This window comes from Lactovum miscens (assembly GCF_014202895.1).
Lineage (GTDB): Bacteria > Bacillota > Bacilli > Lactobacillales > Streptococcaceae > Lactovum > Lactovum miscens.
The window spans coordinates 1-24,982 of the sequence record NZ_JACHHV010000019.1; the positions used below are offsets into that span (position 1 = coordinate 1).

18 protein-coding genes are annotated in these 24,982 nt (G+C 38.8%); 2 read left to right on the forward strand and 16 right to left on the reverse strand.

The window, feature by feature from the left end:
* Positions 1-425: 425 nt before the first annotated feature.
* A complete protein-coding gene (locus HNQ37_RS05630) occupies positions 426-725 on the forward strand; it encodes a GIY-YIG nuclease family protein (protein ID WP_183540171.1) in 300 nt (99 codons plus the stop codon).
* A 25-nt stretch (positions 726-750) separates the two neighbouring features.
* On the opposite strand, the gene HNQ37_RS05635 is transcribed toward HNQ37_RS05630, so the two are convergent.
* Positions 751-1,710: a haloacid dehalogenase-like hydrolase gene (locus HNQ37_RS05635; RefSeq protein ID WP_183540173.1), complete on the reverse strand. Its 960-nt coding sequence runs from the start codon at positions 1,708-1,710 to the stop codon at positions 751-753.
* Positions 1,711-1,937: 227 nt separating this feature from the next.
* On the opposite strand from HNQ37_RS05635, the gene HNQ37_RS05640 reads away from it, so the two are divergent.
* Positions 1,938-2,873, forward strand: coding sequence for an IS30 family transposase (locus HNQ37_RS05640; protein WP_183540175.1), 936 nt, complete (start codon positions 1,938-1,940; stop codon positions 2,871-2,873).
* 74 nt (positions 2,874-2,947) lie between these two features.
* Here HNQ37_RS05640 and yidC read toward each other — a convergent pair whose 3' ends face one another.
* The 15 genes from yidC to HNQ37_RS05715 form a co-directional block, all read right to left on the reverse strand.
* Positions 2,948-3,919, reverse strand: a complete 972-nt coding sequence (yidC, locus tag HNQ37_RS05645) for a membrane protein insertase YidC (RefSeq protein WP_183540177.1) — start codon at positions 3,917-3,919, stop codon at positions 2,948-2,950.
* An 89-nt stretch (positions 3,920-4,008) separates the two neighbouring features.
* Complete coding sequence (locus HNQ37_RS05650) at positions 4,009-4,770, reverse strand: HAD-IIB family hydrolase (RefSeq protein ID WP_183540179.1); 762 nt, start codon at positions 4,768-4,770, stop codon at positions 4,009-4,011.
* Positions 4,771-4,925: 155 nt separating this feature from the next.
* Positions 4,926-5,495: an ECF transporter S component gene (locus HNQ37_RS05655; RefSeq protein ID WP_183540181.1), complete on the reverse strand. Its 570-nt coding sequence runs from the start codon at positions 5,493-5,495 to the stop codon at positions 4,926-4,928.
* Between the two features lie 88 nt (positions 5,496-5,583).
* Positions 5,584-5,751, reverse strand: a complete 168-nt coding sequence (locus HNQ37_RS05660) for a 2-hydroxymuconate tautomerase (protein ID WP_183540183.1) — start codon at positions 5,749-5,751, stop codon at positions 5,584-5,586.
* Positions 5,752-5,763: 12 nt separating this feature from the next.
* Positions 5,764-6,717, reverse strand: coding sequence for a mannose-6-phosphate isomerase, class I (manA, locus tag HNQ37_RS05665; protein WP_183540185.1), 954 nt, complete (start codon positions 6,715-6,717; stop codon positions 5,764-5,766).
* A gap of 178 nt (positions 6,718-6,895) precedes the next feature.
* Positions 6,896-10,555, reverse strand: coding sequence for a DNA-directed RNA polymerase subunit beta' (rpoC, locus tag HNQ37_RS05670; protein WP_183540187.1), 3,660 nt, complete (start codon positions 10,553-10,555; stop codon positions 6,896-6,898).
* 2 nt (positions 10,556-10,557) lie between these two features.
* The gene (gene rpoB, locus HNQ37_RS05675) at positions 10,558-14,172 is read right to left on the reverse strand and encodes a DNA-directed RNA polymerase subunit beta (protein WP_183540189.1); all 3,615 of its coding nucleotides are present in this window, start codon (positions 14,170-14,172) and stop codon (positions 10,558-10,560) included.
* A 390-nt stretch (positions 14,173-14,562) separates the two neighbouring features.
* Positions 14,563-14,934 (reverse strand): MGMT family protein, encoded by a 372-nt coding sequence (locus HNQ37_RS05680; protein ID WP_343066573.1) that lies wholly within the window; start codon positions 14,932-14,934, stop codon positions 14,563-14,565.
* A gap of 10 nt (positions 14,935-14,944) precedes the next feature.
* The gene (gene pepO, locus HNQ37_RS05685) at positions 14,945-16,828 is read right to left on the reverse strand and encodes an endopeptidase PepO (RefSeq protein ID WP_183540191.1); all 1,884 of its coding nucleotides are present in this window, start codon (positions 16,826-16,828) and stop codon (positions 14,945-14,947) included.
* Positions 16,829-17,092: 264 nt separating this feature from the next.
* Positions 17,093-18,667: a glutamate/gamma-aminobutyrate family transporter YjeM gene (gene yjeM / locus HNQ37_RS05690; RefSeq protein ID WP_183540193.1), complete on the reverse strand. Its 1,575-nt coding sequence runs from the start codon at positions 18,665-18,667 to the stop codon at positions 17,093-17,095.
* 234 nt (positions 18,668-18,901) lie between these two features.
* The gene (gene pepT, locus HNQ37_RS05695; RefSeq protein WP_183540195.1) at positions 18,902-20,134 is read right to left on the reverse strand and encodes a peptidase T; all 1,233 of its coding nucleotides are present in this window, start codon (positions 20,132-20,134) and stop codon (positions 18,902-18,904) included.
* Between the two features lie 183 nt (positions 20,135-20,317).
* Positions 20,318-21,262 (reverse strand): manganese-dependent inorganic pyrophosphatase, encoded by a 945-nt coding sequence (locus tag HNQ37_RS05700; protein WP_183540197.1) that lies wholly within the window; start codon positions 21,260-21,262, stop codon positions 20,318-20,320.
* A 133-nt stretch (positions 21,263-21,395) separates the two neighbouring features.
* The gene (pflA, locus tag HNQ37_RS05705) at positions 21,396-22,181 is read right to left on the reverse strand and encodes a pyruvate formate-lyase-activating protein (RefSeq protein WP_183540199.1); all 786 of its coding nucleotides are present in this window, start codon (positions 22,179-22,181) and stop codon (positions 21,396-21,398) included.
* 168 nt (positions 22,182-22,349) lie between these two features.
* Positions 22,350-23,693, reverse strand: coding sequence for a hemolysin family protein (locus tag HNQ37_RS05710; RefSeq protein ID WP_183540201.1), 1,344 nt, complete (start codon positions 23,691-23,693; stop codon positions 22,350-22,352).
* 153 nt (positions 23,694-23,846) lie between these two features.
* Complete coding sequence (locus tag HNQ37_RS05715) at positions 23,847-24,965, reverse strand: AI-2E family transporter (RefSeq protein ID WP_183540203.1); 1,119 nt, start codon at positions 24,963-24,965, stop codon at positions 23,847-23,849.
* Positions 24,966-24,982: the final 17 nt, after the last annotated feature.

The window sequence follows — 24,982 nt, forward strand, 5'->3', positions numbered from 1 at the left end:
GAGACTTGGATGAATTGTTATCCAAGAAAAATGTTCAAGTATCAGACACCATTTCAGATGTATCGGGGTGGCTAAATTAAATTTGCAATTTGCCTTCATTTAAAAATATATCCTCCATAATTTTACTGATTCTCCATACTATGCAAAGTTTGGCTGCTAAGTTAAACTTTGGAAATTACAACATTCTTATTTATTTCTCATTTTCATACAATTCCATTCTCCTTACTAACCTCAGATCGTGAATGCAAAAAAATATCAATAATTGGGATTTACCTTTAAGAGAATATAATGAGCCTCATCACTAAACCAATTTCTTTTAAGATTGGAAAAAATTTTAAAGTATTATTTTTTATAATATGATGGTTCATCGATCACGAAAATTCAGCCTTAAGTAAATTTATATAGAAAAAGCTATAATATCGGAAATGAAAAAAACTTATTTTACATACGTACTACTTTGCTCAGATAACACTTATTATTGTGGGTTTACAGATAACTTGGAAAAGCGTGTAGACACTCATAATGCTGGAATGGGCGGTAAATATACAAGTTTAAGAATTCCGGTTAATCTTATTGCTCACGTTGAATTCGACAATGAGCATGATGCTCGTTCATGCGAGTGGTGGTTTAAGCACAAACTTCAACGTTCACAAAAGACAAAACTTATAGAAAGTAATCATATTGAGGAATACTATATGCTGTGGAAAGAGAAACGTGGGAAATAATAACAATTTTCTACGTTTCTCTTTCTTAATCTGTCAAATGAGCTGGTGCCACTGTAGTTGCTGCTGCAATTTCACCTAGATACTCATCATAGATTCGATCCGCCATAATTTCAACTTTCTTCTTCAACCAGAGGAAGGAAGTTGAACCCTCAGTATAATCCGCTTCACCAAAAGCATCAATACGGCCATTTTGAAGGAGGTTATCAACTTGCTCCAAACCATTTTCGTCGCCATGAGGATAAACGGCAAAGGTTTTTCCTCCATTTTTCTTCAAGACGGAGAAAACCGGAACATCACTAGGGCCATCGGCAATGTAAATCATATTTTTAAAAGGAATTCGGTAGGCTTCTGCATCCATTTTTCCATTAACATTTATTTCTGGATGTTTATTAACCCCTTTACGGAGTTCAAAGACCACACGGGTTTTAGACGTATTGTCAATGATTGAACCAATTTGTGAAATAACTTTGCCAGCATCGACCTGTAAAAGTAGGGGTTCAGAATTGTGACCAAGTAATTTTGATTCAAATGGTCTTTCTATAAACTCACACCCCCAAACACCATCAATAAATTCATTAACTGCTGACCCTTTGATCATTTGAGTCAATCCTGTCGAGATGATGTAATGCTCTACTTTGATACGGCAGTCATTGTACTTATCATTATCGTCAACAACCGACCTGAGTTTGTCAAAAATTTTTGGAACCCCATTGTAAAACTTCATCTGGCTTCCAAGATCAAAGAGCATTTCATTGTTCAGCCCCGGAAAAATTCCTTGATGAACACAGGTAATCATATGGTTCAAATAAATCAAATCACGGTTGATGTTGATTCCCTCTTCTGCATATTTTTTTGGTAACTGCTCAACTTCAGCCCAAAATTGTGATTGGTCCACGCCAAATTTATCAAAAATTGGTGTCTGCATATATTCACGTATTAATGTTTTATCAAAATCCCATACGATGGCTATTGTATTTTGTACCATAGATATCCTCCAAAGAACACATTTCTTATTCAAATTTATTTTATCACAAAAGCTGAAAACCTTTGAATTAAATTGATCCAGAGAGAGGTTTCTAAAAATATTTGTCTAAATAAATAATTTAAAATATAGGCAAATTGTAAAATTAGTTTAGCCACCTGAAGCAAGAAAAAAACACCTGAATTTCTTATACTTGAATTTGCAAGAAGACAAGTGGAAAAGGAATTCAGATGCACGGTTATTTTAACACAAAAGGCAAGGAACTTACTTATACAGAACGTCAGTTGATTGAACGTTGGCACAACAAGGAGAAGCTAAGTAATCGTCGGATCGCTCAGCTCTTGAATAAAGCGCCCCAAACAATAAACAATGAACTTCGTAAAGGGGAAGTGCACTTAAAAATAAAGACAAAGTACTCTGCGTCTCATGCACAAGAATACCACAGCGCCAATAAAAGCCACTGTGGTCGTCATTCTAAGCTTACATCGGCCCTCAATGAAACGATTAGTGCGGGTGTCAGAGATAAAAAATCATTAGAAGTCATTTTTCAAGAGCTGACAGGTATTTGTCTTCGCACCCTCTACCACTGGGTGGACAAAGGCTGGCTTGATGTAAAATATCATAATTTACTTTATCCGCATTATAAGAAGGCTAAGAAGCTCCGAAAAACTCACCCCAAGCGTCCGTATGGCTTGTCCATTGACCAACGTCCAGAGGAAATTAACCATCGTGAAGCATTCGGCCATTGGGAAATCGATACGGTGCTGTTGACCAAAGAAAAAAATGACTGCCTTTTGACACTCACAGAGCGCCAAACACGCTTCGAAATCATTCGTCTGATTCCAGATAAGTCTGCCCAATCTGTCAATACGGCGCTTTTAGCACTTCAAAAGGAAACTCAGTTCAAATCCCTCACGTCGGATAATGGTCGTGAATTTGCCCGTTTACATGAAGTAGTGCCTTGTCCGGTGTACTATTGCCATGCTTATGCGAGCTTTGAGCGTGGAAGCAATGAGAATCATAACCGCATGATCCGACGTTTCTTACCCAAAGGAACGAAGCAAACAACAGCTTCAGCAGTTGCTAAAATTGAGACTTGGATGAATCGTTATCCAAGAAAAATGTTCAAGTATCAGACACCACTTCAGATGTATCGGGGTGGCTAAATTAAATTTGCAATTTGCCTAATTTAAAATATATAATAAAAAATCACTTCAAACTAAGTTTGAAGTGATTTCGGTTATTTCTTCTGCCGACCAGCATTACGGCCAGCTTTGCTTGACTTACGATTAGTCGATATCGCCTTAGCTGAACTTGCAACAGGGGTCACATCTTTAGGCAAATCTGTCATCTTAGGTGGGTTTTCTTTGAATTCTCTATCAATTTTCACCTTCAAACGTGGCTTGATAAAATAAGTAACAATGACTTGTTGAAGAACAATGATTAAACCACCAGCTACCCAGTAAAGAGTAACACCCGATGGTGAAGCAAAAGAGAAAAAGACGATCATAGCTGGAGAGATGATTAACATCATTTTCTGTTGCTTCCGTTGCTCTTCAGGCATGCCAAAGTACATTATCACAGATTGTAACGCATAAAAAACGGCTGCAAGTCCAATCAGGACAAATCCTGGCCATGAGCCTGAAGAAGAGCCAAGATTAATTCCAAAGAAAGTCGATGAATTGATACCATTGGTATAACGTGCAGCATTATAGAGAGCAATAAAGAAAGGGTATTGTAAAAGAATAGGTAAACAGCCAATCGAAGCCATCATGTTGATACCATTGTCTTTTTGAGCTTTCAAGAGAGCCTGCTGTGCTTCCATCATACCTTGTTGGTCTTTATTAGCACGTGCCCGTTTCATACGTTCATTCAATGGAGCAAAGACAGGAGCAAGATAAGCAGTTTTTTCTTGCATATAAGTTGACTTATATTGCTGATTTAAAGATAAAGGCAAAAGAATCAGACGAATAATCAATGTTACTATAATAATTGCCCAACCATAGTCAAGCCACTTTGTACCGTCACTATGAATGGCAAACAGATCAACAAAAGCGGACATGGGACGGACCAAAATGTTATAGACCCAACCTTGACCGGTTGGAACAAGCTCTCCGGCAGAATTTTTAACTGTCTGGACACAACCAGCTAACAGAACTAAAGCAGAAAAAGCAAATCCCACAAGTGTTAATTTTTTTTTCAATTTTTTCATACGGGCTATTATAACACATTTGAAATTTATTTAGATCTTTAGACAGAAAAAGTGTGAAAGAAAAAGACTACTCAGTCTTTTCATATTTTTTAATCAATTGATGTTGCTATGATTCCACGAAGAACATTCGCAGTTTCTTGCCAGTTTGCAACAGTGATTGTTTCAATTCCCATTTGAACAACTGGATAATCGTTCCCGCCCGGTTGAGTCATATCACCAAAATAAAGAATTTCAGGTTTGGTAACTTTCAATTCTTCCATCATATGATTCATTCCAAACTCCTTATTTTGTCCAGGAACAAAACCGTTGATGGTTGTCGTACCAGCTACTTCAAATTCATATTCTGGTGCGTATTGAGCAGCTAATTTCGCAATCTCATTACGCTTTGTCATATCTGGATCCCAATCTTGTTTAGCCTTGACACCAGCTTTTTGCCCAATGGCTGAGTAAGCAATCATTGACTCACGATTTTCAATAATTTCATCATCTGGTGCTAAAACAGATTCGTCCCAGTAGCCAAGTGCTTTGGCCGCCTTCTCTAATGCCCCACAGATACCATCGACTTGTTCAGGTGTTAAAGCAAAGTTGAAGATTTGTTTCCAATTTCCATCCACATATGCATAGTATTGAGTTCCTTGTCCTACAAAAAGGTGGAAGTTTTCAAGTTTTGCTGATTTTGGCAAATTATTAATAATCTGAACCAAAAATTGATCATATTTTTGGCCAGAAATTGGTGCAACAATATATTTTTGAGATAACTTGGCAAGGAGTTCAGCCATTTCTGGGAAAATTGGCATCTTTGGCTCGTTGAGCGTATTGTCGATATCGAAGCTAAGAATCTTCTTTGTCATTGTTTAAATCCTCCATTTTGTTCGATTTTCTGAATTCGTTTTCAAGTAATTATATCATCTTTCTTAAAATATGTCTGGAATACTTTTACCTATGTTAAGGGGGTGCACAATAACTTTCAAGTAAAAATAAAGTAGCGCTAACGCTACTTTATAAGTTATTTCTTAGACTTCATTAATGCTGGCACAATCGCCGCCACTAAGATAATTGATGCTAAAGTCTCAACTAAAGTATTAGTAGAAAGAATAGCGCCCACAAGAGCTGCAAAACTCTCGTTGATTGTTTTTCCAAAGAAGATGAAAATTGAGCCAAGTACCAAGATACCATTTGTCGCATTACCAACAAAGCCAGCAAGACCAGCACCAAAATGAGTCCTCATCGCCTTATAAACAAAGTAAGGGAAGACACCAATCAAAATACGTGGGACGAACGCAATAACCAAGCTCCAGAAATTTCCCCCATGTTGGAAAGGTGTAAAAAGGAAACTTGTAGGAATTGGAAAGAGTGTTGAATATAGAAAGCTATAGAGTCCCATAATAAAGCCCATAAATGCACCTTTTTTAGGACCAAGAACTACGGATCCGATAATAACTGGAATCTGCATAAGTGTTGGTTGAATTGGACTTGGCCAAAAAGCATACACAAACTGAGTCAAGAGTTGGACGACTATCATGATGGCAATAAAAATTCCTAAAGTTGCCACTGATGAAGCTTTTGAATTTTTCATAATGCTTATTATAATACAAAAAGCTAGAAAGAAAGTGGAATTGCTCCACTTTCTTATACATATTATTGGAATCGTCCAAATATGTGATTTAATCCTCGCTATAGTGATTTTCTGGTTTCATGTCTTGGAAGATTACATGAACGTGTTTTCTAGGTACTCCAGTATGCTTAATAACTGACTCGATAATATCTTTAGCTAATGCATCTTTTTGCTCTTGGCTACGACCCTCAATAAGTTCAATGTGTACGTATGGCATTTTTTTCCCTTTCTATTCTGGGTTTGATGCAATGATCATCAAATTTCCATTAATTTCCCATTTTTCAATCTGAGCTGGAATGATAAAGTGATCCCCTTTGTTAATTTCAAAACTCTTACCTTCAGAGACAAATTTTCCAGACCCTTCAAGTACTGAAACAAGTGTATATAGAGCTGACTTCTTGAAAGCATGACGACCAGCTACTTCCCATTTAAAGACATCAAAGAAAGGAGATTTGACAAAGGTTGTGATTGTTGCTTCTTCAAAATTCTCCACAGTTGACTTGTTAGATGGTAACTCGTTACCTGGAATCGTAAGTGTATCAATTGATTGTTGAATGTGTAATTCACGAAGTTTTCCATCATCTCCACGGCGATCAAAATCGTAGACACGGTAAGTTGTATCTGATGACTGTTGAGTTTCAAGAATGACAATCCCCGCACCAATCGCATGCATGGTACCAGAAGGTACATGATAGAATTCACCGGCCTTCACTGGTGTTTTCTTCAGGAGCTTATCCCACTCACCAGCTTGAATCATTTTTTCCAACTCTTCACGAGACTTAGCATTATGACCATAGACAATCTCAGCTCCTTCTTCGGCTGAGATAATGTACCAGCATTCCGTCTTACCAAGTTCTTTAGGACCTTCATGTAGGCGAGCATACTCATTGTTAGGATGAACCTGGACCGATAGCCAATCATTTGCATCTAAAATTTTCGTCAAAAGCGGAAAAACATCGCCTTCTTGATTTCCAAAGAGCTCTCGGTTGGAAATCCAAAGCTCAGCAACTGATTTTCCAGCAAATTCACCATTCAAAACAGTCGAAACACCATTTTTATGCCCCGAAATGGCCCAATATTCACCAATCTTATCTGATGGTAGGTCATAACCAAAAGCTCTCAAATGGTCTCCCCCCCAAAGTTTTTCATGCAAGTCGGACTTCAAAAACAAAGGCTCTGTCATTATGTCTTCTTTCGTGTTTATTTTAAATCTATTATATCATAGTAAAAATAGCTTTTAGAAGCGATAAGTAACTCATATAACACATCATGAAAAATCGTGTTTTTACTCAAATATTGACTTCAATTTTAATAAAAAAGACTATCAGATCCGAAAATCCAATAGCCTTTAACGGCAAATATTATTCAGCAGCCTTTTCAATCGCTTCAGCAGCGGCAGCAGCAACTTCTTCATCAGTTGTACGTGCAGCAACAACGTCTTCAAAATCAGTCACACCAGAGAACGGTTCAAGATCACGGTAACTTGAGATACCAGTACCAGCAGGAATAATCTTACCAATGATAACATTTTCCTTAAGACCAAGAAGATGGTCTACCTTGCCACGAATGGCAGCATCAGTCAAGACACGAGTCGTTTCTTGGAATGAAGCAGCAGACAAGAATGAATTTGTTTCAAGTGAGGCTTTAGTGATACCAAGGAGAACAGGGCGACAAGTCGCTGGTTGCTTTCCTTCAAGAAGGATATCATGGTTAAGTTCAACAAAGTCTGTCAAATCAATTAAGACACCTGGCAAAACATCTGCATCTCCTGGATCCATAATACGAACTTTTCGGAGCATTTGACGAACCATAACCTCAATGTGCTTATCGGCAATTTCAACACCTTGTGAACGGTAAACCATTTGAACCTCAGCCAAGAGGTAAGTCTCCACAGACAAAGTATCACGAATCTTAAGCAAGTGCTTTGGCTCAATTGAACCGCGGGTCAAAGGGTCACCACGGTGAATTTCTTTACCCTTCTCAACAAGGAGACGAGCTGTAAATGGCACTGTATAGCTCTGAGTGTCATTTTCACCTTTGATAGTGATTGTACGTTGACGTGTAGAAGAATCTTCTTCAATGTCTTCAACAATACCTGTAACCTCAGTAATCAAAGATTCACCCTTAGGATTACGTGCTTCAAAGATTTCTTGGATACGAGGGAGACCTTGAGTGATATCTTCATCAGAGGCAACACCACCCGTATGGAACGTACGAAGTGTAAGCTGTGTACCTGGTTCACCAATAGATTGCGCTGCGACAGTTCCAACTGCTTCACCAACTTCAACTGCGTCACCCGTTGCAAGGTTCATACCATAACAATGTTTACATACACCATGAGGTGTATTACATGTTAAGACAGAACGGATAGTTACTTCGTGAATGTCAGCATCTATAATTGCATGAGCAATTTCTTCAGTAATTAATTCATTAGATTCAATCATCACTTCCCCTGTAACAGGATGAAGAACACGTTTCTTAGAATAACGGCCAACCAAACGATCATAAAGTGGTTCCATCATTTCTTTACCATTCATGATGTCTGTAATCAAAAGACCACGGTCAGTACCACAATCATCTTCACGAATGATAACATCTTGAGCCACATCAACCAAACGACGTGTTAAGTAACCAGCATCGGCTGTCTTCAAGGCTGTATCAGTCATACCTTTACGGGCACCATGAGTTGAGAAGAAGGTTTCCTGGACAGTCAAGCCTTCACGGAAGTTCGAGATAACGGGAAGTTCAATGGTCTTACCATTAGGTGCGGCCATAAGTCCACGCATACCAGACAATTGTGAGAAGTTTGAAATGTTACCGCGGGCACCTGAATCCATCATCATAACGATTGGATTGTTCATGTCTTGCGCTTTGACAAGCTCAGCTTCAAGTTTCTCTTTGGCTTCACGCCAGATACCTGTAACGGCAATGTAACGTTCATCTTCTGATAAAAGACCTTTTTGGAAAGCAGCCATAGTTTTAGCAACTCTCTTGTGTCCTTCAGCGATAACTGTTTCTTTGTCCGCAACTATTGGAATATCGGCAATTGACACAGTCAAACCAGCCAATGTAGATTGATGATAACCAAGATCCTTCAAACGGTCAAGGAATTCAGACGTCATTGTTGTACGGTAACGCTTGAAGACCTCAGCAATGATATTTCCAAGATCTTTTTTCTTGAATGGCTTAGCAAGTGGAACATTGGCAATCAATTCCTTGATGTCATGTCCTGGCTCCAAGAAGTACATATCTGGAGTTTTTTCATAATTTGCTGGGTTTGCTTCATTCAAAAATGGGAAATCTTCTGGCAAAATCTTGTTAAAGATTACTTTACCAACGGACGTCAAGAGAATACGGTGTTTCTGCTCTTCTGTCCATCCGGATTCAATCGAATCAGTAGCGATACCAATGCGTGTGTGCAAGTGAACCACACCATTGTGCAGGGCAAGTTCCATTTCATCTGAACTGGCAAAAATCATGCCTTCGCCTTCGCGACCTGGTTCTTCTTTAGTCAAGTAGTAGTTACCATATACCATATCTTGAGAAGGTGTAACAACTGGCTTACCATCTTTAGGGTTAAGAATGTGTTCAGCCGCTAACATTAAAATACGAGCTTCAGCTTGAGCTTCTTCTGACAATGGAACGTGAATAGCCATCTGGTCACCATCGAAATCGGCATTGTATGCTTCACAGGCCAATGGATGTAAACGGAGGGCACGGCCATCAACGAGAACTGGCTCAAAAGCTTGAATACCCAAACGGTGAAGAGTAGGTGCACGGTTTAGCAAAACTGGATGCTCTTTAATGATTTCTTCAAGAATATCCCAAACATCTGAGTCCAAGCGTTCAATCTTACGTTTGGCAGCACGAATATTTCCTGCCATCCCACGTTTCACGATTTCAGACATAACAAATGGTTTGAAAAGCTCAATTGCCATTTCACGTGGCACACCACATTGATACATCTTAAGTGTTGGACCAACTGCGATAACAGAACGTCCTGAGTAGTCAACACGTTTGCCAAGTAAGTTTTGACGGAAACGTCCTTGTTTACCCTTAAGCATGTGTGACAAAGACTTAAGTGGACGATTGCCCGCACCAGCAATTGGACGACCACGACGACCGTTATCAATTAGTGTATCAACAGCCTCTTGAAGCATTCGCTTCTCATTTTGCACGATGATACCTGGAGCATTAAGTTCCATCAAACGTTTTAAACGATTATTACGGTTGATTACACGACGATAAAGGTCATTCAAGTCTGATGTGGCAAAACGGCCACCATCTAATTGAACCATTGGGCGCAAGTCTGGTGGTATAACAGGAAGAACATTAAGAACCATCCACTCCAACCTATTACCAGATTTGTCAAATGCATTCAAAACGTCCAAACGACGAATTGTCTTAATACGACGTTGGCCTGAAACTGTCTTCAAGTCTTCCTTGAGTTCACCGATTTCCTTATGAATATTGACGTTCATCAAGAGTTCTTGGACTGCTTCTGCACCCATCTTCGCAGTAAATGAACCAAAACCGTTCTTCAACATTTGCTCACGATACTCACGTTCGCTCAAAAGTTGTTTGTACTCAAGATCTGTTTCTTTAGGATCAATAACCACGTAGCTGGCAAAGTAGATTACTTCTTCAAGCGAACGTGGACTCATATCAAGGGCAAGACCCATACGAGATGGGATACCCTTGAAATACCAAATATGTGAAGTTGGTGCAGCCAATTCAATATGACCCATACGTTCACGACGTACCTTCGCATTGGTTACTTGAACACCACAAACTTCACAAACTTGATTACGATAGAAAACACCCTTAAGCTTACCACAGGCACATTGCCAATCTTTTGAAGGACCAAAGATGCGCTCATCAAAGAGTCCTTCACGCTCAGGACGTTGTGTACGGTAATTAATTGTTTCTGGCTTTTTCACTTCACCAAAAGACCAGTAACGAATTTTTTGTGGAGAAGCAATGGCTATTTGCATACTCTCAAATTTATTAACATCAACCATTCTTATTCTCCTTCATTTCCTACTGAAACTGTAACTTCTTCCACTGGATGGAGCAAGACACGCTCGGCTTCAATCGCTTGACGCAAAGCTTCTTCAGAATCTTTAATCATTTCAGGAGTAATCTTTTCATCGTGAGATTGATAACCCATGTTATCATCCAACTCGCGAAGTTCAATCTCATTTCCTGCTTTATCGTGAACTTTCAAATCAAGACCAAGTGATTGTAATTCTTTAACAAGTACTCGGAATGATTCAGGAAGCCCTGGGTGAGGAATACGTTCGCCCTTAACAATTGCTTCATAGGCTTTTGTACGTCCAACAATATCATCTGACTTATAAGTCAAGATTTCTTGAAGGATGTTTGCCGCACCATAAGCCTCAAGGGCCCAAACTTCCATTTCACCGAAACGTTGTCCACCAAATTGAGCCTTACCACCCAAAGGTTGTTGTGTTACTAAACTATAAGGACCAACTGAACGGGCATGGATCTTGTCATCAACCATATGATGGAGTTTGATCATGTACATGACACCGACAGATACACGGTTGTCAAATGGTTCACCAGTACGACCATCATAAAGAATTGTCTTACCATCATCAGCCATACCTGCTTCGCGTACAGTTGACCAGATATCATCATTTGTTGCTCCATCAAATACTGGAGTTGCAATATGAATACCCAAAGTACGAGCAGCCATCCCAAGGTGGAGTTCCATTACTTGTCCGATATTCATACGTGATGGCACACCCATTGGCGTCAGCATAATATCTACTGGAGTTCCGTCAGGCATATATGGCATATCTTCCTGAGGCACGATGATTGAAACGACACCTTTGTTGCCATGACGTCCAGCCATCTTATCACCAACTTGAATCTTACGTTTTTGAGCGATATACACACGTACTACTTGTGACACACCAGTAGGTAAATCATCTCCATTAGCACGAGTAAAGATCTTCACATCAGCAACAATACCGTCGGCACCATGTGGGACACGAAGTGATGTATCACGAACTTCACGTGATTTCTCACCAAAGATCGCACGAAGCAAAAGTTCATCTGGAGTTGGATCTGATTCTCCCTTTGGTGTTACTTTACCAACAAGCAAGTCGCCTTCTTTAACTTCAGCACCAATGCGAATAATACCACTGGCATCAAGATGACGGAGCGCTTCCTCACCCACATTAGGAATTTCACGAGTGATTTCTTCAGGACCAAGCTTTGTATCACGCGTCTCGGCTTCATATTCTTCGATAGCGATAGATGTATAAACATCTTCCTTTACTAAGCGATCAGACATTATGACCGCATCTTCGAAGTTATAACCTTCCCAAGTCATAAAGGCAACCAATGGGTTTTGGCCAAGAGCCATTTCTCCTGATTCCATTGAAGGACCATCAACTATAATATCGCCAGCATCTACTTTTTCGTTAGTATGAACAAGTGGACGTTGGTTATATGAAGTACCTGAATTTGAACGACGATATTTAGTTACATGATACACATCCAATTCACCAGATTCACGACGAACACGAATTTCATCCCCGTCAACGTATTCAGCAACACCACTGTGCTCAGCAATAACAGCAGCACCTGAATCATGGGCAATTTGATGCTCCATACCAGTACCAATGAATGGACGGTGTGGATCAATCAACGGAACAGCTTGACGCTGCATGTTTGCTCCCATGAGGGCACGGTTTGAGTCATCGTTTTCCAAGAACGGAATACATGCAGTCGCAACCGCAACTACCTGCTTAGGTGAAACGTCCATGTAATCAGCACGATCTGCTGGAACTTCGATATTTTCACCAGCATGACGGGCAAAGACTTCTTCATTCTTAAAGTGATTGTCATCTGTCAGTGGTGAATTTGCTTGAGCCACCACATAGTTATCTTCTTCATCGGCAGTCAAATATGCAATTTCATCAGTTACAGCGCCAGTTTCCTTGTTGACCTTTCGGTATGGTGACATAATGAAACCAAACTTGTTGATCTTACCATAAGTTGCCAAGTTGTTAATCAAACCGATGTTGGGTCCTTCTGGCGTCTCAATAGGACACATACGGCCATAATGGGTGTAATGTACGTCACGAACTTCAACAGAAGCACGATCACGTGTCAAACCACCAGGGCCAAGTGCTGAGAAACGGCGTTTGTGAGATAGCTCAGACAATGGGTTATGTTGATCCATAAACTGTGATAATTGAGAAGAACCGAAGAATTCTTTTAAAGCTGCAGTCACAGGACGGACATTAATCAAGCTAGCAGGTGTCATATTTTCATTTTCAGAAGATGACATACGTTCGCGGATCACACGTTCCATACGTGAAAGTCCAACTCGAACTTGGTTTTGGAGCAATTCTCCAACTGAACGAATACGACGGTTACCAAGGTGGTCAATGTCATCAACACGGCCGATACCTTCGAAGAGTCCCATCCAATAGTTGATGTTTGCAACCACGTCTGCTGGCGTCAAAACACGCACGTCATCAGCAGGAGCACCATTAGAGAGAACTTTAACGATTTTTTCTGGGTTCTTTGGTGAGTATACGTTAACAGCTTGTAAAGTCACGGCTTCAGGGATAACTGCCTCTTGAGCTGGATAATAAGTTACGTCAACCGCACCATTGTCAAAAGCTTCTTGCAAGCCATCAAGTACTTCATTTGTCATAAGTGTTCCATCTTCGGCAATAACTTCACCGGTTTCTGGATCAGCAATGGTTTGAGCCAAACGCAAGCCTAACAAACGATTACGAAGTGCTTGTTTTTTGTTAGTCTTATAACGTCCAACCGGTGCAAAGTCATAGCGGTGTGGATCAAAGAAACGAGCCACCAAAAGACTACGTGATGAATCTACAGTCTTAGGCTCACCTGGGCGCAAACGGTCATATATGTCTTTCAGGGCTTCTTCAGTCCGACTATCTGAAGGGTTCTTATGGATGTCTTTTTCCAAAGTTACTTCCAAGAGATCAGTTGAGCCTAGAATTTCGCGAATTTGCTCATCTGAACCAAAACCGAGAGCACGCATCATGACTGAAAAGTGTAATTTACGGCTACGATCAAGCTTCACATAACCGATACCTTTAGCATCTGTGTCAAGCTCAAACCAAGCCCCACGATTAGGGATAGTCGTATGTGAATATGAGTCCATACCATTCTTGTCTGTCTTCAAGTGGAAGTATGAACCTGGTGAACGCACGAGCTGACTGACAATAAGACGCTCAGCACCGTTGATGATAAAGGTACCCATTGGTGTCATCTTAGCAAACTCGCCAAAGAATACTTCTTGTTCTTTCAATTCGCCTGTCTCTTTGTTTACAAGGCGGAAACGAACGTGAACCGGTACAGAGTAGTTTGCATCGTGAGCACGTGCTTCGTCTACTGAATATTTAGGGTCTTTCATTTCATAGCCAACGAACTCAAGTCTCATTGTGCCGGCAAAGTTATCGATTGGGAAAACTTCTTTGAAAGCGTCTGCGAGTCCTTCATTTACGAAATCTTCGTAAGACTCTGTTTGGATTTCGATGAGGTTAGGCAAATCAAGCACTTCTTTAATACGTGAAAAACTACGTCGAGTGCTGTGTTTACCGTAAGCAACTTCATGTCCTGACATGTAATCTCCTTCTAAATGCGTAATACAAGATTGGTGCTATATAAGAGGGGCTTTTCTTCTTGCATTTGGTTAGGGTTCTTAAATCTGTGATTTCAACGTCGCCTATTCTGTCGAAAGTAATAGTCAGAATTTTCAGAAAATCAACAATTAGATTACATTCTCTGAAATTTCTTCTTCAAGACGTCAAAAAAAGCAAGGAGAATTCTCTTCTACCTTGCTTCCAAAGCTATGGGGACAATATTTCCCAAGCTTTTTCGACAAATTTATGTAATTTGATTATAACACAATTTGTCCATATTTTCAACGGGATAATTTTCTTTGATTTAGTACTATCAAACTTACTGGTATCTCCTGTAGTATAGTTCATCAAACCAGTAAATTTTGAATAATTTAAGATTTCTTTTGCCTCTTAACTTGACCTAACTCAGAAACTTCTACTTTTTCAAGTTTCAGAAGACGAATTTGTTCAGCTTTGGCTGGACCTGTCAACTTAATTCGCCCATCACTTCCTATCACACGCCACCAAGGCATTTCATACTTGTAAGATAGACTATGAAGTATTCGTGCCACTTGACGTCCTGCGTTCACCAAACCAGCTAAATTTCCAATCTCCTTATAAGAAGCAACAGTACCATAGGGGATTGCTTTTATCTCTTGAATTATTCTTCGTGTATCACGCTTGAGTTGAGCAAAGTCAGCACCTGCTTCAAAATCACTTTCAATCTTTGAAAAATCAGTAATAATACTTGCCTCCTTTTTCACCCATTTGTTGTCACCAGATAATCAGGCGTTTTTCTGGATTTCGATACATCTTGTCACTTTCTTGAACATCAAAAGCAGTATAGAATTCCTCAAAATTTGTTGGCGGAATATTTGCTCGCAGCTTACCTGGAGCATGAACATCAATTGAGAGCATCATCTGTTGAAATTCAAGACTAGATTTAATTCGCCAAACAGTAGCCCATTGACTAAAGAACTCCTTGGCTGAGAAATCATCTTCTTTTTCTGCTGCATAAAGAGCTGCAGACATTCCCCCATTATCAGCAATGTTTTCTGAAACAATTAATCTACCATTAGCTTTACCGGCCTCAGTCTCTACTCCATCAAATTGGGCAATCATTTCTTTTTGCTTTTCTTCAAAGGCAGCAAAGTCTTCGTCCGTCCACCACTTGCCTAGATTTCCAAATTTATCAAACTGAGCGCCGTTATTATCAAAACTATGTGAGATTTCATGAGCAATCACCGCACCAATCCCCCCAAAATTTTGACTGGAAGTTTGATTTTCAAAAGAATAAAAAGGAGGTTGCATAATGGCTGCAGGGAATACAATCTGATTAGAAGATGGCTCATTATAAGCATTTACTTGGTGAGCTGGCATAAACCATTCAGTCTTATCAACCTTTTCTTCAAACTTTTCATAATGACGTTTTGTAAAGATTTGGTCAAATTTTACTGCATCCTCATAAAGGCTACTTTCGCCAACAATGAGTTGATCATAAAAGTCAGGAAGTTTTTCAGGGTACCCCACCATGACTGTCATAGCATCAAGTTTTTCAATTGCTTGATCTATTGTCGCACGGCTGAGCCATGTATTCTTATCCAGTCGTTCTTTATAAATGGAGACCATGACATCTATCATACGGATAACATCTGCCTTTGCTGCTTCACCAAAATATTTTTTTCCATAGTGTAATCCAATTACTTGGGCAAAGTAAGACTCCGTTACATCAAGTTGATGCTTCACCTGACTACGTGCTTCAGCTATATTAGATAGAAAGCGTTGATATGCACCCCCAAGAACACGGAGATCTTCTGAAAGGAGAGAAACATGTCTCAGCGCAACTTTCACAATCATCCATGCCTGGATCAAGTCCCAATTATCTTCAGATATCAAGCTATTAAAAGAATCATAAAAACGTTGCTCAAAAATGACAACCTTTTCTGGGGACTTTGTTGTAATTTCAGTTATGAAACTGGAGAAATTAACAGTGTCTATATTCTTGAGAAAATCTGAATAATCCACTGGGCGATAAAGTTCAGGATATTTTGCCCATTCTTCTGATGTATTCGCAGATGGCACAAGCAAGGCATCAAAATTAACGGCCTTTTTTGCCAATTCTGCTCCACCATCAATTCCAAGTTTTTCCAAAATTTCAGTTACATTTTTTTCCCAAAAATCTAACAATTCTTTTTTCCGAGGATGATCTTTAGCATAGTAAGTTGTATCTGGCAAGATCAAGCCTGGACCAGTAAATACCAACATATGATTTAAGGCATCCTTCATGTCAGTTTCAACTGATAAACCAAAAGGAAGACTCGCTTGTGTATGTAAGATCAAATCTGATAAATGATCTGACATGTCAGCCAAATTTTGAAGCTGTGAAATTTTTTTAACTTCTGATTGAACTGCAGAAAAGTCGTCCTGATTTCTAGTTTTCCAATCACCCGCTTTTTTATAAAACCGCAGTGCTTGACGAAGCTTCTCATCTTCTGGCTCTACTTCATTGAATTCAGTAAAATCATCCGCCAGACGTTTTTCGATTTCAATTTCTAGTTCACCAAAAGCAGCAATTCTAGGTTTGTCCGCTGGAATCTCTGTCTTTTCCAGCCATTCAGCATTTACTGACTCAAATAAATCGTCTTGAACTCTAACCATGTTTTCTCCTAATCTAAAGTATGCCTCGATTATAACAAAATCCTAATGAAAAATTGAATTTCTTGTAGAGAATAAATTAATTAATTTAAGGTGACATGATTAGAAAATTATTAAAGGCTGAGAAGTAAAAAAATACTAGATTAAGAACCTTTATTTTAGATTTCAACTTCTTAAATTAATCGACCTTTTACTACTCACTTTAGAGGAATTCCATTAACTTTTAGATACAAATTAAAAGGAGCCATAGCCCCTTTAGTATAATGATTATTTACCATCTTGATGACGGAAAACCTCAAGTGCTTCATATTCTTCAGGATTTTTCTTCTTGTATGAATACATCATAAAATACCCAATAATAGCAAACAAGACTGGGCCTCCCACCATTGAGAAGAATGAAATCAAAGTGTCACTAAGCGCAGCTTTTTGAGCTACTGCAGGTAAAGCAAAGTAGTCAACCAATGGTTGGATAATGGTCATAATGTTTGCACCCAAGACAACAATCAACACCATAATTGTCAAGAACGTTACAACGATATGTGATTTAAAGTAAACAACTGGCTTTTCAATCTTTTTGTTACGTTTGAAGTACCAGTAACCAATAACCATGAAGATATATGGTAAAGTCATTGAAACATTAGCCATGTAAGTCAATATTTCGTAGAACTTCGAAGCACCGCCTGTTGAAGTGATATACTTCAAAACAATAATTGCTGTTACAATAGCGAATTGAATCCACATCGCAAATTTAGGAAGTCCATCCGCAGAAAGGTGACCTATTTTTCCTGGCCAAAGTTTTTTAGGGGTACCTGTGATAATTTGCTTCAAGGGACTGTATGTCAGTGTGAAGAAAGCACCCATGTACGCTAGTAACATAGAAAGGCCAATATAACGAGCAAAAATTCCACCAATAAAGTTGGCTGCTGAGCCATGTATGCCAAGAGCTTCAGAAACTCGTTCACCAAGAATTTGAATCAATTGGTAAGGAACAGTACCAAGGTTCATTGTACCATCAGTAATTTGTGGCAGCCAATCTTTATTATAGCTTACGAAGAAACCTACACAGAGAATAGCAACTGAGTAACCAATAGCAATGATGATGGCGGAGATAATCAACCCACGTGGGAAGTTCTTCTCTGGTTTGTCAGTTTGGTCAACCAAACCACCAACTGCTTCAACACCACCGTAAGCAAAAATTGCAAATACAAGGAACGAGATATAAGATACAGCACCACCATGAAAGACAGAACTTGGAGCAGCAGATGTGACAAACGAGTGCAATGAAATTGGCGTGGCTGGATGACCATTAGCAATTAAAACAATCACAGCACCAATGATAAGAATAGCATTCAAAGCAAGTACGGCAGTACCGGCAACAGATGTAAATTTTTTGATTGTATCAACACCACGAGAAACTGCAAAAGTGATCAAAGCCATCCAAACAACAGCGACAACTGAAATCCAAAAAATATTTGGCATTTTATCTGAGCTACCAAAAATCAAGTTAACAATTGGAAGCAAGATCTTTGATGAAACACTAACCATCCAGATAACATAGCTAGCATACCACATGAAAGTACCGACAAAGGCAAACGTTGGATTAACCGCTTCTTCCATCCATGAATAAATACCACCACGAGCTTCTTTGAAAGCAGAGCCCATTTCAGTTGCCATAAAAGCAAAAGGAATAAAAAAGAGCAATGCACCAATTATGTACCAAGGAATGGCACCATAACCCATTTGGTAAAAGGCCACGGGAATATTACCAAAGCCATAAACTGATGTGAAAATCATCAATGAGAGGGCAACTACTGAAAGTTTGCCTTTGTTTGATTTAGACATATTTTCTCCTAAATATATTTTTTCTGTGTAAGTCACTTATTTCCACAAACTTAAGGTAAAGGTGTCTCCTAATTTTACTTTAAGTTTATGCAAATAAGTAAGAAAGAATTTCTGTAGCAATTTGATAGAATTGACAGAAAACTTCCAGAATTAACTAAAGCAAGTCGCCCTTTTATTTTAGGGCGACTTGCAATTCTAAATTCTAGTGTTTTAAAATTTTAATTAATTTTCTTTTTAGTCTTCTTGGTTCAAATGGATGATTTCAAGCAAAGTATCTACCGCTTTTTCCATCACCTGAACAGAAACAAACTCATAACGGCCATGCATGTTTTCACCACCTGCGAAGAGGTTTGGAGTTGGAAGGCCCATGAATGAGATCTTAGATCCATCAGTACCACCACGAACAGGCTCGATAACTGGTTTAATTCCAAGATTCTCCATGGCTTTCTTTGCAAGCTCAATCATCCAGAAATCCTTCTGGATGATTTCAGCCATGTTATAGTATTGATCCTTCATGTTCACTTTCACACGCTCAATACCAAGATTTTCGTTCATCATTTTAGCAATGTTTGAAACGCTCTCTTTTCGCATTTCAAATTTTGCCCTATCGTGATCACGAATGATATAAGTCATGCTTGCTTCTTCTGGTGTACCTTCAATTTTCAGCAAGTGGAAGAATCCTTCACGTGCTTCAGTCTTTTCAGGACGATCAAACTCGGGAAGTGCGTTATGAAAATCAATAGCCAATTGCAAAGCATTTACCATTTGATTCTTAGCTGTACCTGGGTGAACATTCTTACCTTGAAAATGAATTGTTGCACCAGCTGCACTGAATGTCTCATACTCAAGTTCTCCCAAGGGGCCACCATCGACAGTGTATGCAAAGTCTACGTCGAAGTCAGAAACATCAAACTTGTCGGCACCGATACCAATTTCTTCATCTGGACCAAATCCAATACGAATTTCACCGTGCTCGATTTCTGGGTGATTGTAGAGATATTCAGCTAAAGTCATAATTTCAGTCACACCAGACTTATCATCTGCACCAAGTAAAGTCGTACCATCAGTGTGAACCAAAGTGTGGCCTTCATACTTCTTCAAGTTAGGAAATTCAGCTGGGTCAAGTGAGAACTCAGTTGATCCAAGCTTAATTACCGATTGGCCATCATAGTTCTCAAGAACTTGTGGGTTGATGCCATCGGCATTGAAGTCTGCCGTGTCCACATGACCAAGGAAACCAATTTTTTTTACTTTTTTATCAGTGTTTGCTGGGATTGTACCAATAATATATCCGTTCGCATCAATATAATGAACGTCTATAACACCATACTTCTTCATTTCCTCACCACGAACCAAGGCAAATTCTTTTTGCGCTGGAGTTGTTGGCGTAGTTGTGCTGTTCTCATCAGAGCGTGTGTTTACCTTAACATAGCTAAGAAAACGCTCCAACAAAGATTCATACTTCACGGCTTATCCCCCTTTTATGATCGTCATTCTGATCGATCATATTTTTTAAAATAACTTTTTAAGTTTATCAAAATTTTAATGTGCCGTCAAATTCTCTCAGTTCAGCATTATCAGATAGTTTGAAAAATTGTAAAAATATTTTTGAAAAAAGAGGTCCCAAATTTGGGACCTCTCAATTATTCATCAAGCTTCGAAGCTTTCAGTCAATTGTGGTACAACTTGCTTCTTACGTGAAACAGCACCAGCCAAGAAGGCATGGTCATCTTTCAAACTAAAGTTGAAAGCTTTCTCAACCTTTTCAGGATGTGAGCCAAGTTCAATGATTTCAGAATTTGAATTGACAATATCAGTAATCATAAAGATAAAATCATCAAAGCCACCCGCTGTCATGTAAGCTGTCATAGCCGATTTTATTTCAGTCAAACGTTCAAGTACCTCTGGAATATCAACTGTATTGACTTGTGCTATTCTGGCTTTTGAACCACTAAACTCGAAAGTCTTTGCATCTATGTCAATCAATTCTTCTGCAGTTTTAGTTGAAAGATTTGTACCAGCCTTAAGCATAGCTAGCCCGTATTCTTCAAGGTCAACACCTGCAATCTTTGCCAAATCTTCAGCCACTTTGAAATCAGTTGGGTGAGTGGTTGGTGATTTTAGAAGTAATGTATCAGAGATTAAACCTGACAACATCATGCCAGCTATTGCTGTTGGGATTTCAACTCCGTTTGCCAAGTATTGGCGGTAAACGATTGATGAAGCTGAGCCAACTGGTTGAACATCCATGAAGAGAGGAACCGCTGTATGGAAGTTGTCCACACGGTGATGATCAACCACACCAAAAATTGTGACTTCTTCAATGTCAGAAATTGATTGTTGAAATTCATTATGATCAGTTAAAATAACTGTGTCCACACCTTCTTCTTTAGCAGACTTTACAACCCGTGGAGCTTCAAGACCAAAAGTCTTAAGTGCAAAAGCTGTCTCTTCATTCACTTCACCTAAGGCAACAACCTCAGTGTTTAGAGCACCAAATGCAACATTCTTACGGAGGTAAGCATAGCTCATTGATGAGCCTATAGCATCTGTATCAGGGTTTTGATGACCAAAAACAAAAATTTTATCAGACATTATTTTCTTCTTTCAAATTAAATTATAGGTATATTTTATCAAAAAATAGTGTATTTCACACTATTTTTCGTTTGTCAGATACATTCAATTAATATCATTTCAAGGCTCATAGATATTGACTTTTCTCTGTGTTTTATCTTATGCGTTCCAAATAATCCTGATAAGACTCAGTTTCCATCAATACTTTCGCATTTCTCACTCGAACAGATGTTGGTGGTTTAACTCCAGCAAGCTGATACTTCCAGCCAAGTTCGCGCCATTTAAACTCACCCATCGTATGATAAGGTAAAATTTCAAATTTCAAAACATTTTTTAAAGTCTTGACGAACTTCCCAAGTTCTATTAAATCTTCATCAAAATCAGACTCTCCCGGTACAAGGACGTGACGAATCCACATAGCAATCCCTTTATCAGACAGGTACTGAGCAAACTCTAGGATGTTATCATTTTTGTTAGCAGTCAATTCTTTATGACGTTCTGGATTAATTTCTTTAATATCCAATAAAACTAAGTCAGTGACCGCTAACAGTTCATCAATATGTTCGGTCACGTATGGATCAGTTTTATAAGGTTGACCCGCTGTATCAAGCGTTGTGTGAATCCCCAGATCATGACAAAGTGTAAAGAGAGCGGTCACAAAGTCAATTTGTAAGAGGGCTTCACCACCAGATACGGTGATCCCGCCTTCACTCCCCCAAAAGCCTTGATAACGACGAGCTTCTTCCAAAACGTCCGCAGCTGTACGAGTCTCAGCCTTATCATTTTTCATCGCCCAGGTATCCGGATTATGGCAATATTTACACCGCATACGACACCCTTGTACAAACACAACAAAACGCACGCCTGGGCCGTCTACGGCACCAAAACTTTCTGTCGCATTTATTAGCCCAGTCACTTTTTTAGCAACTTCTATATCCATGAGAGTCTCCTCGTAAATTTTAAAATATATATAATTTTTGTGAATTCGATAACTTAGATCTATGCGCTTATTTTACAGTTTTTTTCACAATTTATCAAACAAAAAAGGTTGAATTTACAACCTTTGTCTAATACATTTTGCTTCTCAAAATGACCTTTTACGCGTCACTTAATCATCTTTAGCATCACCTTCTTGTGTTTTAGGTAAAAAATGAATTTTCAATTTAACAAGGCGCTTATCATCAATTTCAAATGAAGTAATCGTCAGGTGCTCATCGTTTTCCTCATCGTCATAATCCACAGTGATCTGCTCACCCTTTGATGGAATAGAACCAAGTAGATCAAGATAAAAGCCAGCAATGGTGTCAACATCCTCAGAATCAAGATGGGTATCAAATTCTTCGTTAAAATCATTTAAAGTCATGCGTCCTTGGACAATCCAGAGATCGTCTTCAATTTTAACAAAATCCTTGCTGACAACGTCAGACTCATCTTCAATTTCACCAACAATTTCTTCAAGAAGATCTTCCAGAGTGACCAAACCTTCAACTCCAGCATATTCATTGATCAAAATTGCCATCTGATTATGGGTGTTTCTTAACTGTCGCAAGAGGTCATCCACGTTGATGGTCTCAGGAACAAAAAGAGGTTCCTGGACTATCTCTCGCAAATTAACTTTATCAAACCCTTTTTCAAAACCAGCTTGCAAAAGTCGCTTAGTATGGATGATACCAATGATCTTGTCTTTATCATCGTCATACAAAGGAACACGAGAAAAAGATTCATCGAGAATGGCCTTGATGTTCTCCATCGTGTCGTTTTCTAAATCTATCATGAAAGCGTCGGTTCTTGGGACCATAACTTCACGAGCTACCATACCGTCAAGGCTAAATACCCCATGAAGCATGCCTCGTTCTTCCTCATCTAGAGCTATTTCATTTTTATCAAGAATATATTCTATTTCGTCTCGACTCATTGATTCGCCAGCATCATCAAACTTCATAGGTGTAATACGGCTCAAAAGGTTTACCGACCCAGCAAGTAAAAGCACAAAAGGATTTAAAATAAATCCAATAATCTGAATCGGACGTACTATTTTCAGTGCCAATTTCTCTTTTAAATTCTGGGCAATGCGTTTCGGATAAAGTTCACCAAAAACTATTGAAACAAATGTCAAAATCGCCAAAACAATAACCTGAGCGACAATCTTAAAGTTGCTGCCAAACAGTGGAATCATTCTTTGTGTCAAACTATCAGAAAGGGAAGAACCAACTAAAATCTGGATCAGAGTTACACCAATTTGTACAGTTGATAAAAAGTTAGAAGGTTTATCCAAAAGCTTTAAAAGGTTTTGGTAAGACTTATCACCTTCACTAGCCTTTTGTTCAATTTTAGATCTTGAAACAGAAACCAGCGCCATTTCTGACGCCGAAAAGAAACCATTGATGATTGTAAGTACAATAAGAAGTAAGATTTGTAAAAATAAATTTGTACTGGCCGGGTCTGCAGGCATTGAGCGGAATTCTCCTTTTTGGGCCTCTCCATTTAAGTCTTAACTTAAAAGCAAAGGGTAAAAAAAACTAATAAGAAATTTTATAAAAATGAAGCAGGTTCCCAAAATCAGAAACCATTAGCTCCATTTGATAATTTGATTATATCATAGATATTAACTTTGATGTATGGAAGATTGCCTTTGTTTCCTGATGTTGCGGTAAAGCCCAACAACAAACTTGACAATCTCTTTAACCATGGCATAAAGTGGAACGCCAATAACCATGCCAATAATTCCATACAGAGATCCCATAACCATCATGAGCACCATAACAGTAATCGGGTGGACATGAACAGCACCACCAACGATTCTTGGATAAACAATGTTACCATCAACCTGTTGGACAATCGCCATATAAATTACAGCAATCAATGTCATCCATGGATGAATAAATACAGTTGCAAGTACTAATGGGGTTAATCCAATATATGGGCCCACATAAGGGATTAAATTTGAGACCGCTGTCCATAATGCAAAGATTAAAGCATAAGGAACTTGAATAACCGAAAAGCCAGCCATTGCCATAATAAAAATAAAAAGTGCATCAAGAGCAACACCAAAAATATATTTCGAAATAGTTTTGTGCAGATCCTCAAGTAGGCCAATCACATTGTACTTATCTTCTACTAACAAATATTTCTTAATAAAAGGTAAGATTTTATCTCCATCTTTGAGCATGTAGAAGAAAAAGATTGGAACAAGCAACAAAATCAGCAGAATAGTCACAATGATATTTACAATAGATCCAATGCTTGATGTCATCCCATGCAAAAGATTTTGCAAAATTGTCGTATATGTAGAGCTTAAGCTATTCAAAGCCGAGGTGAAATCCACTTGATTGGCAATTGTTTTAAATTGCCCAGATTTCACCAATCCTACCAACCAATTCTGCGCTTCAGGGTAAAGTTTAACCATAGTGCTGATCAACGAAGTTAGCTGAGAAATAACATTAGGAATAACGGTCAATGCAATCAGAACATAAGCACCAATCACGATCAGGACAGACAAAATGATTCCAAAAATTCGCTTTATTTTTAACTTCTGCTCTAAGAGGTCAATGAGGGGATCAAAGACGAAATAAAGAAACCCAGCAATCAAGAAGGGAATAAAAATCGCTGAAAACATAACAGTTATTGGTTTAAAGATCCAGTCAATTCTAACCAAGAGCCACAAAAGAGCAGCCACTGCTAAAAATTCAACGGTCCAGAAGAAGAGTTTGCTTGATTTGAACATAATTGTATTATAATTGA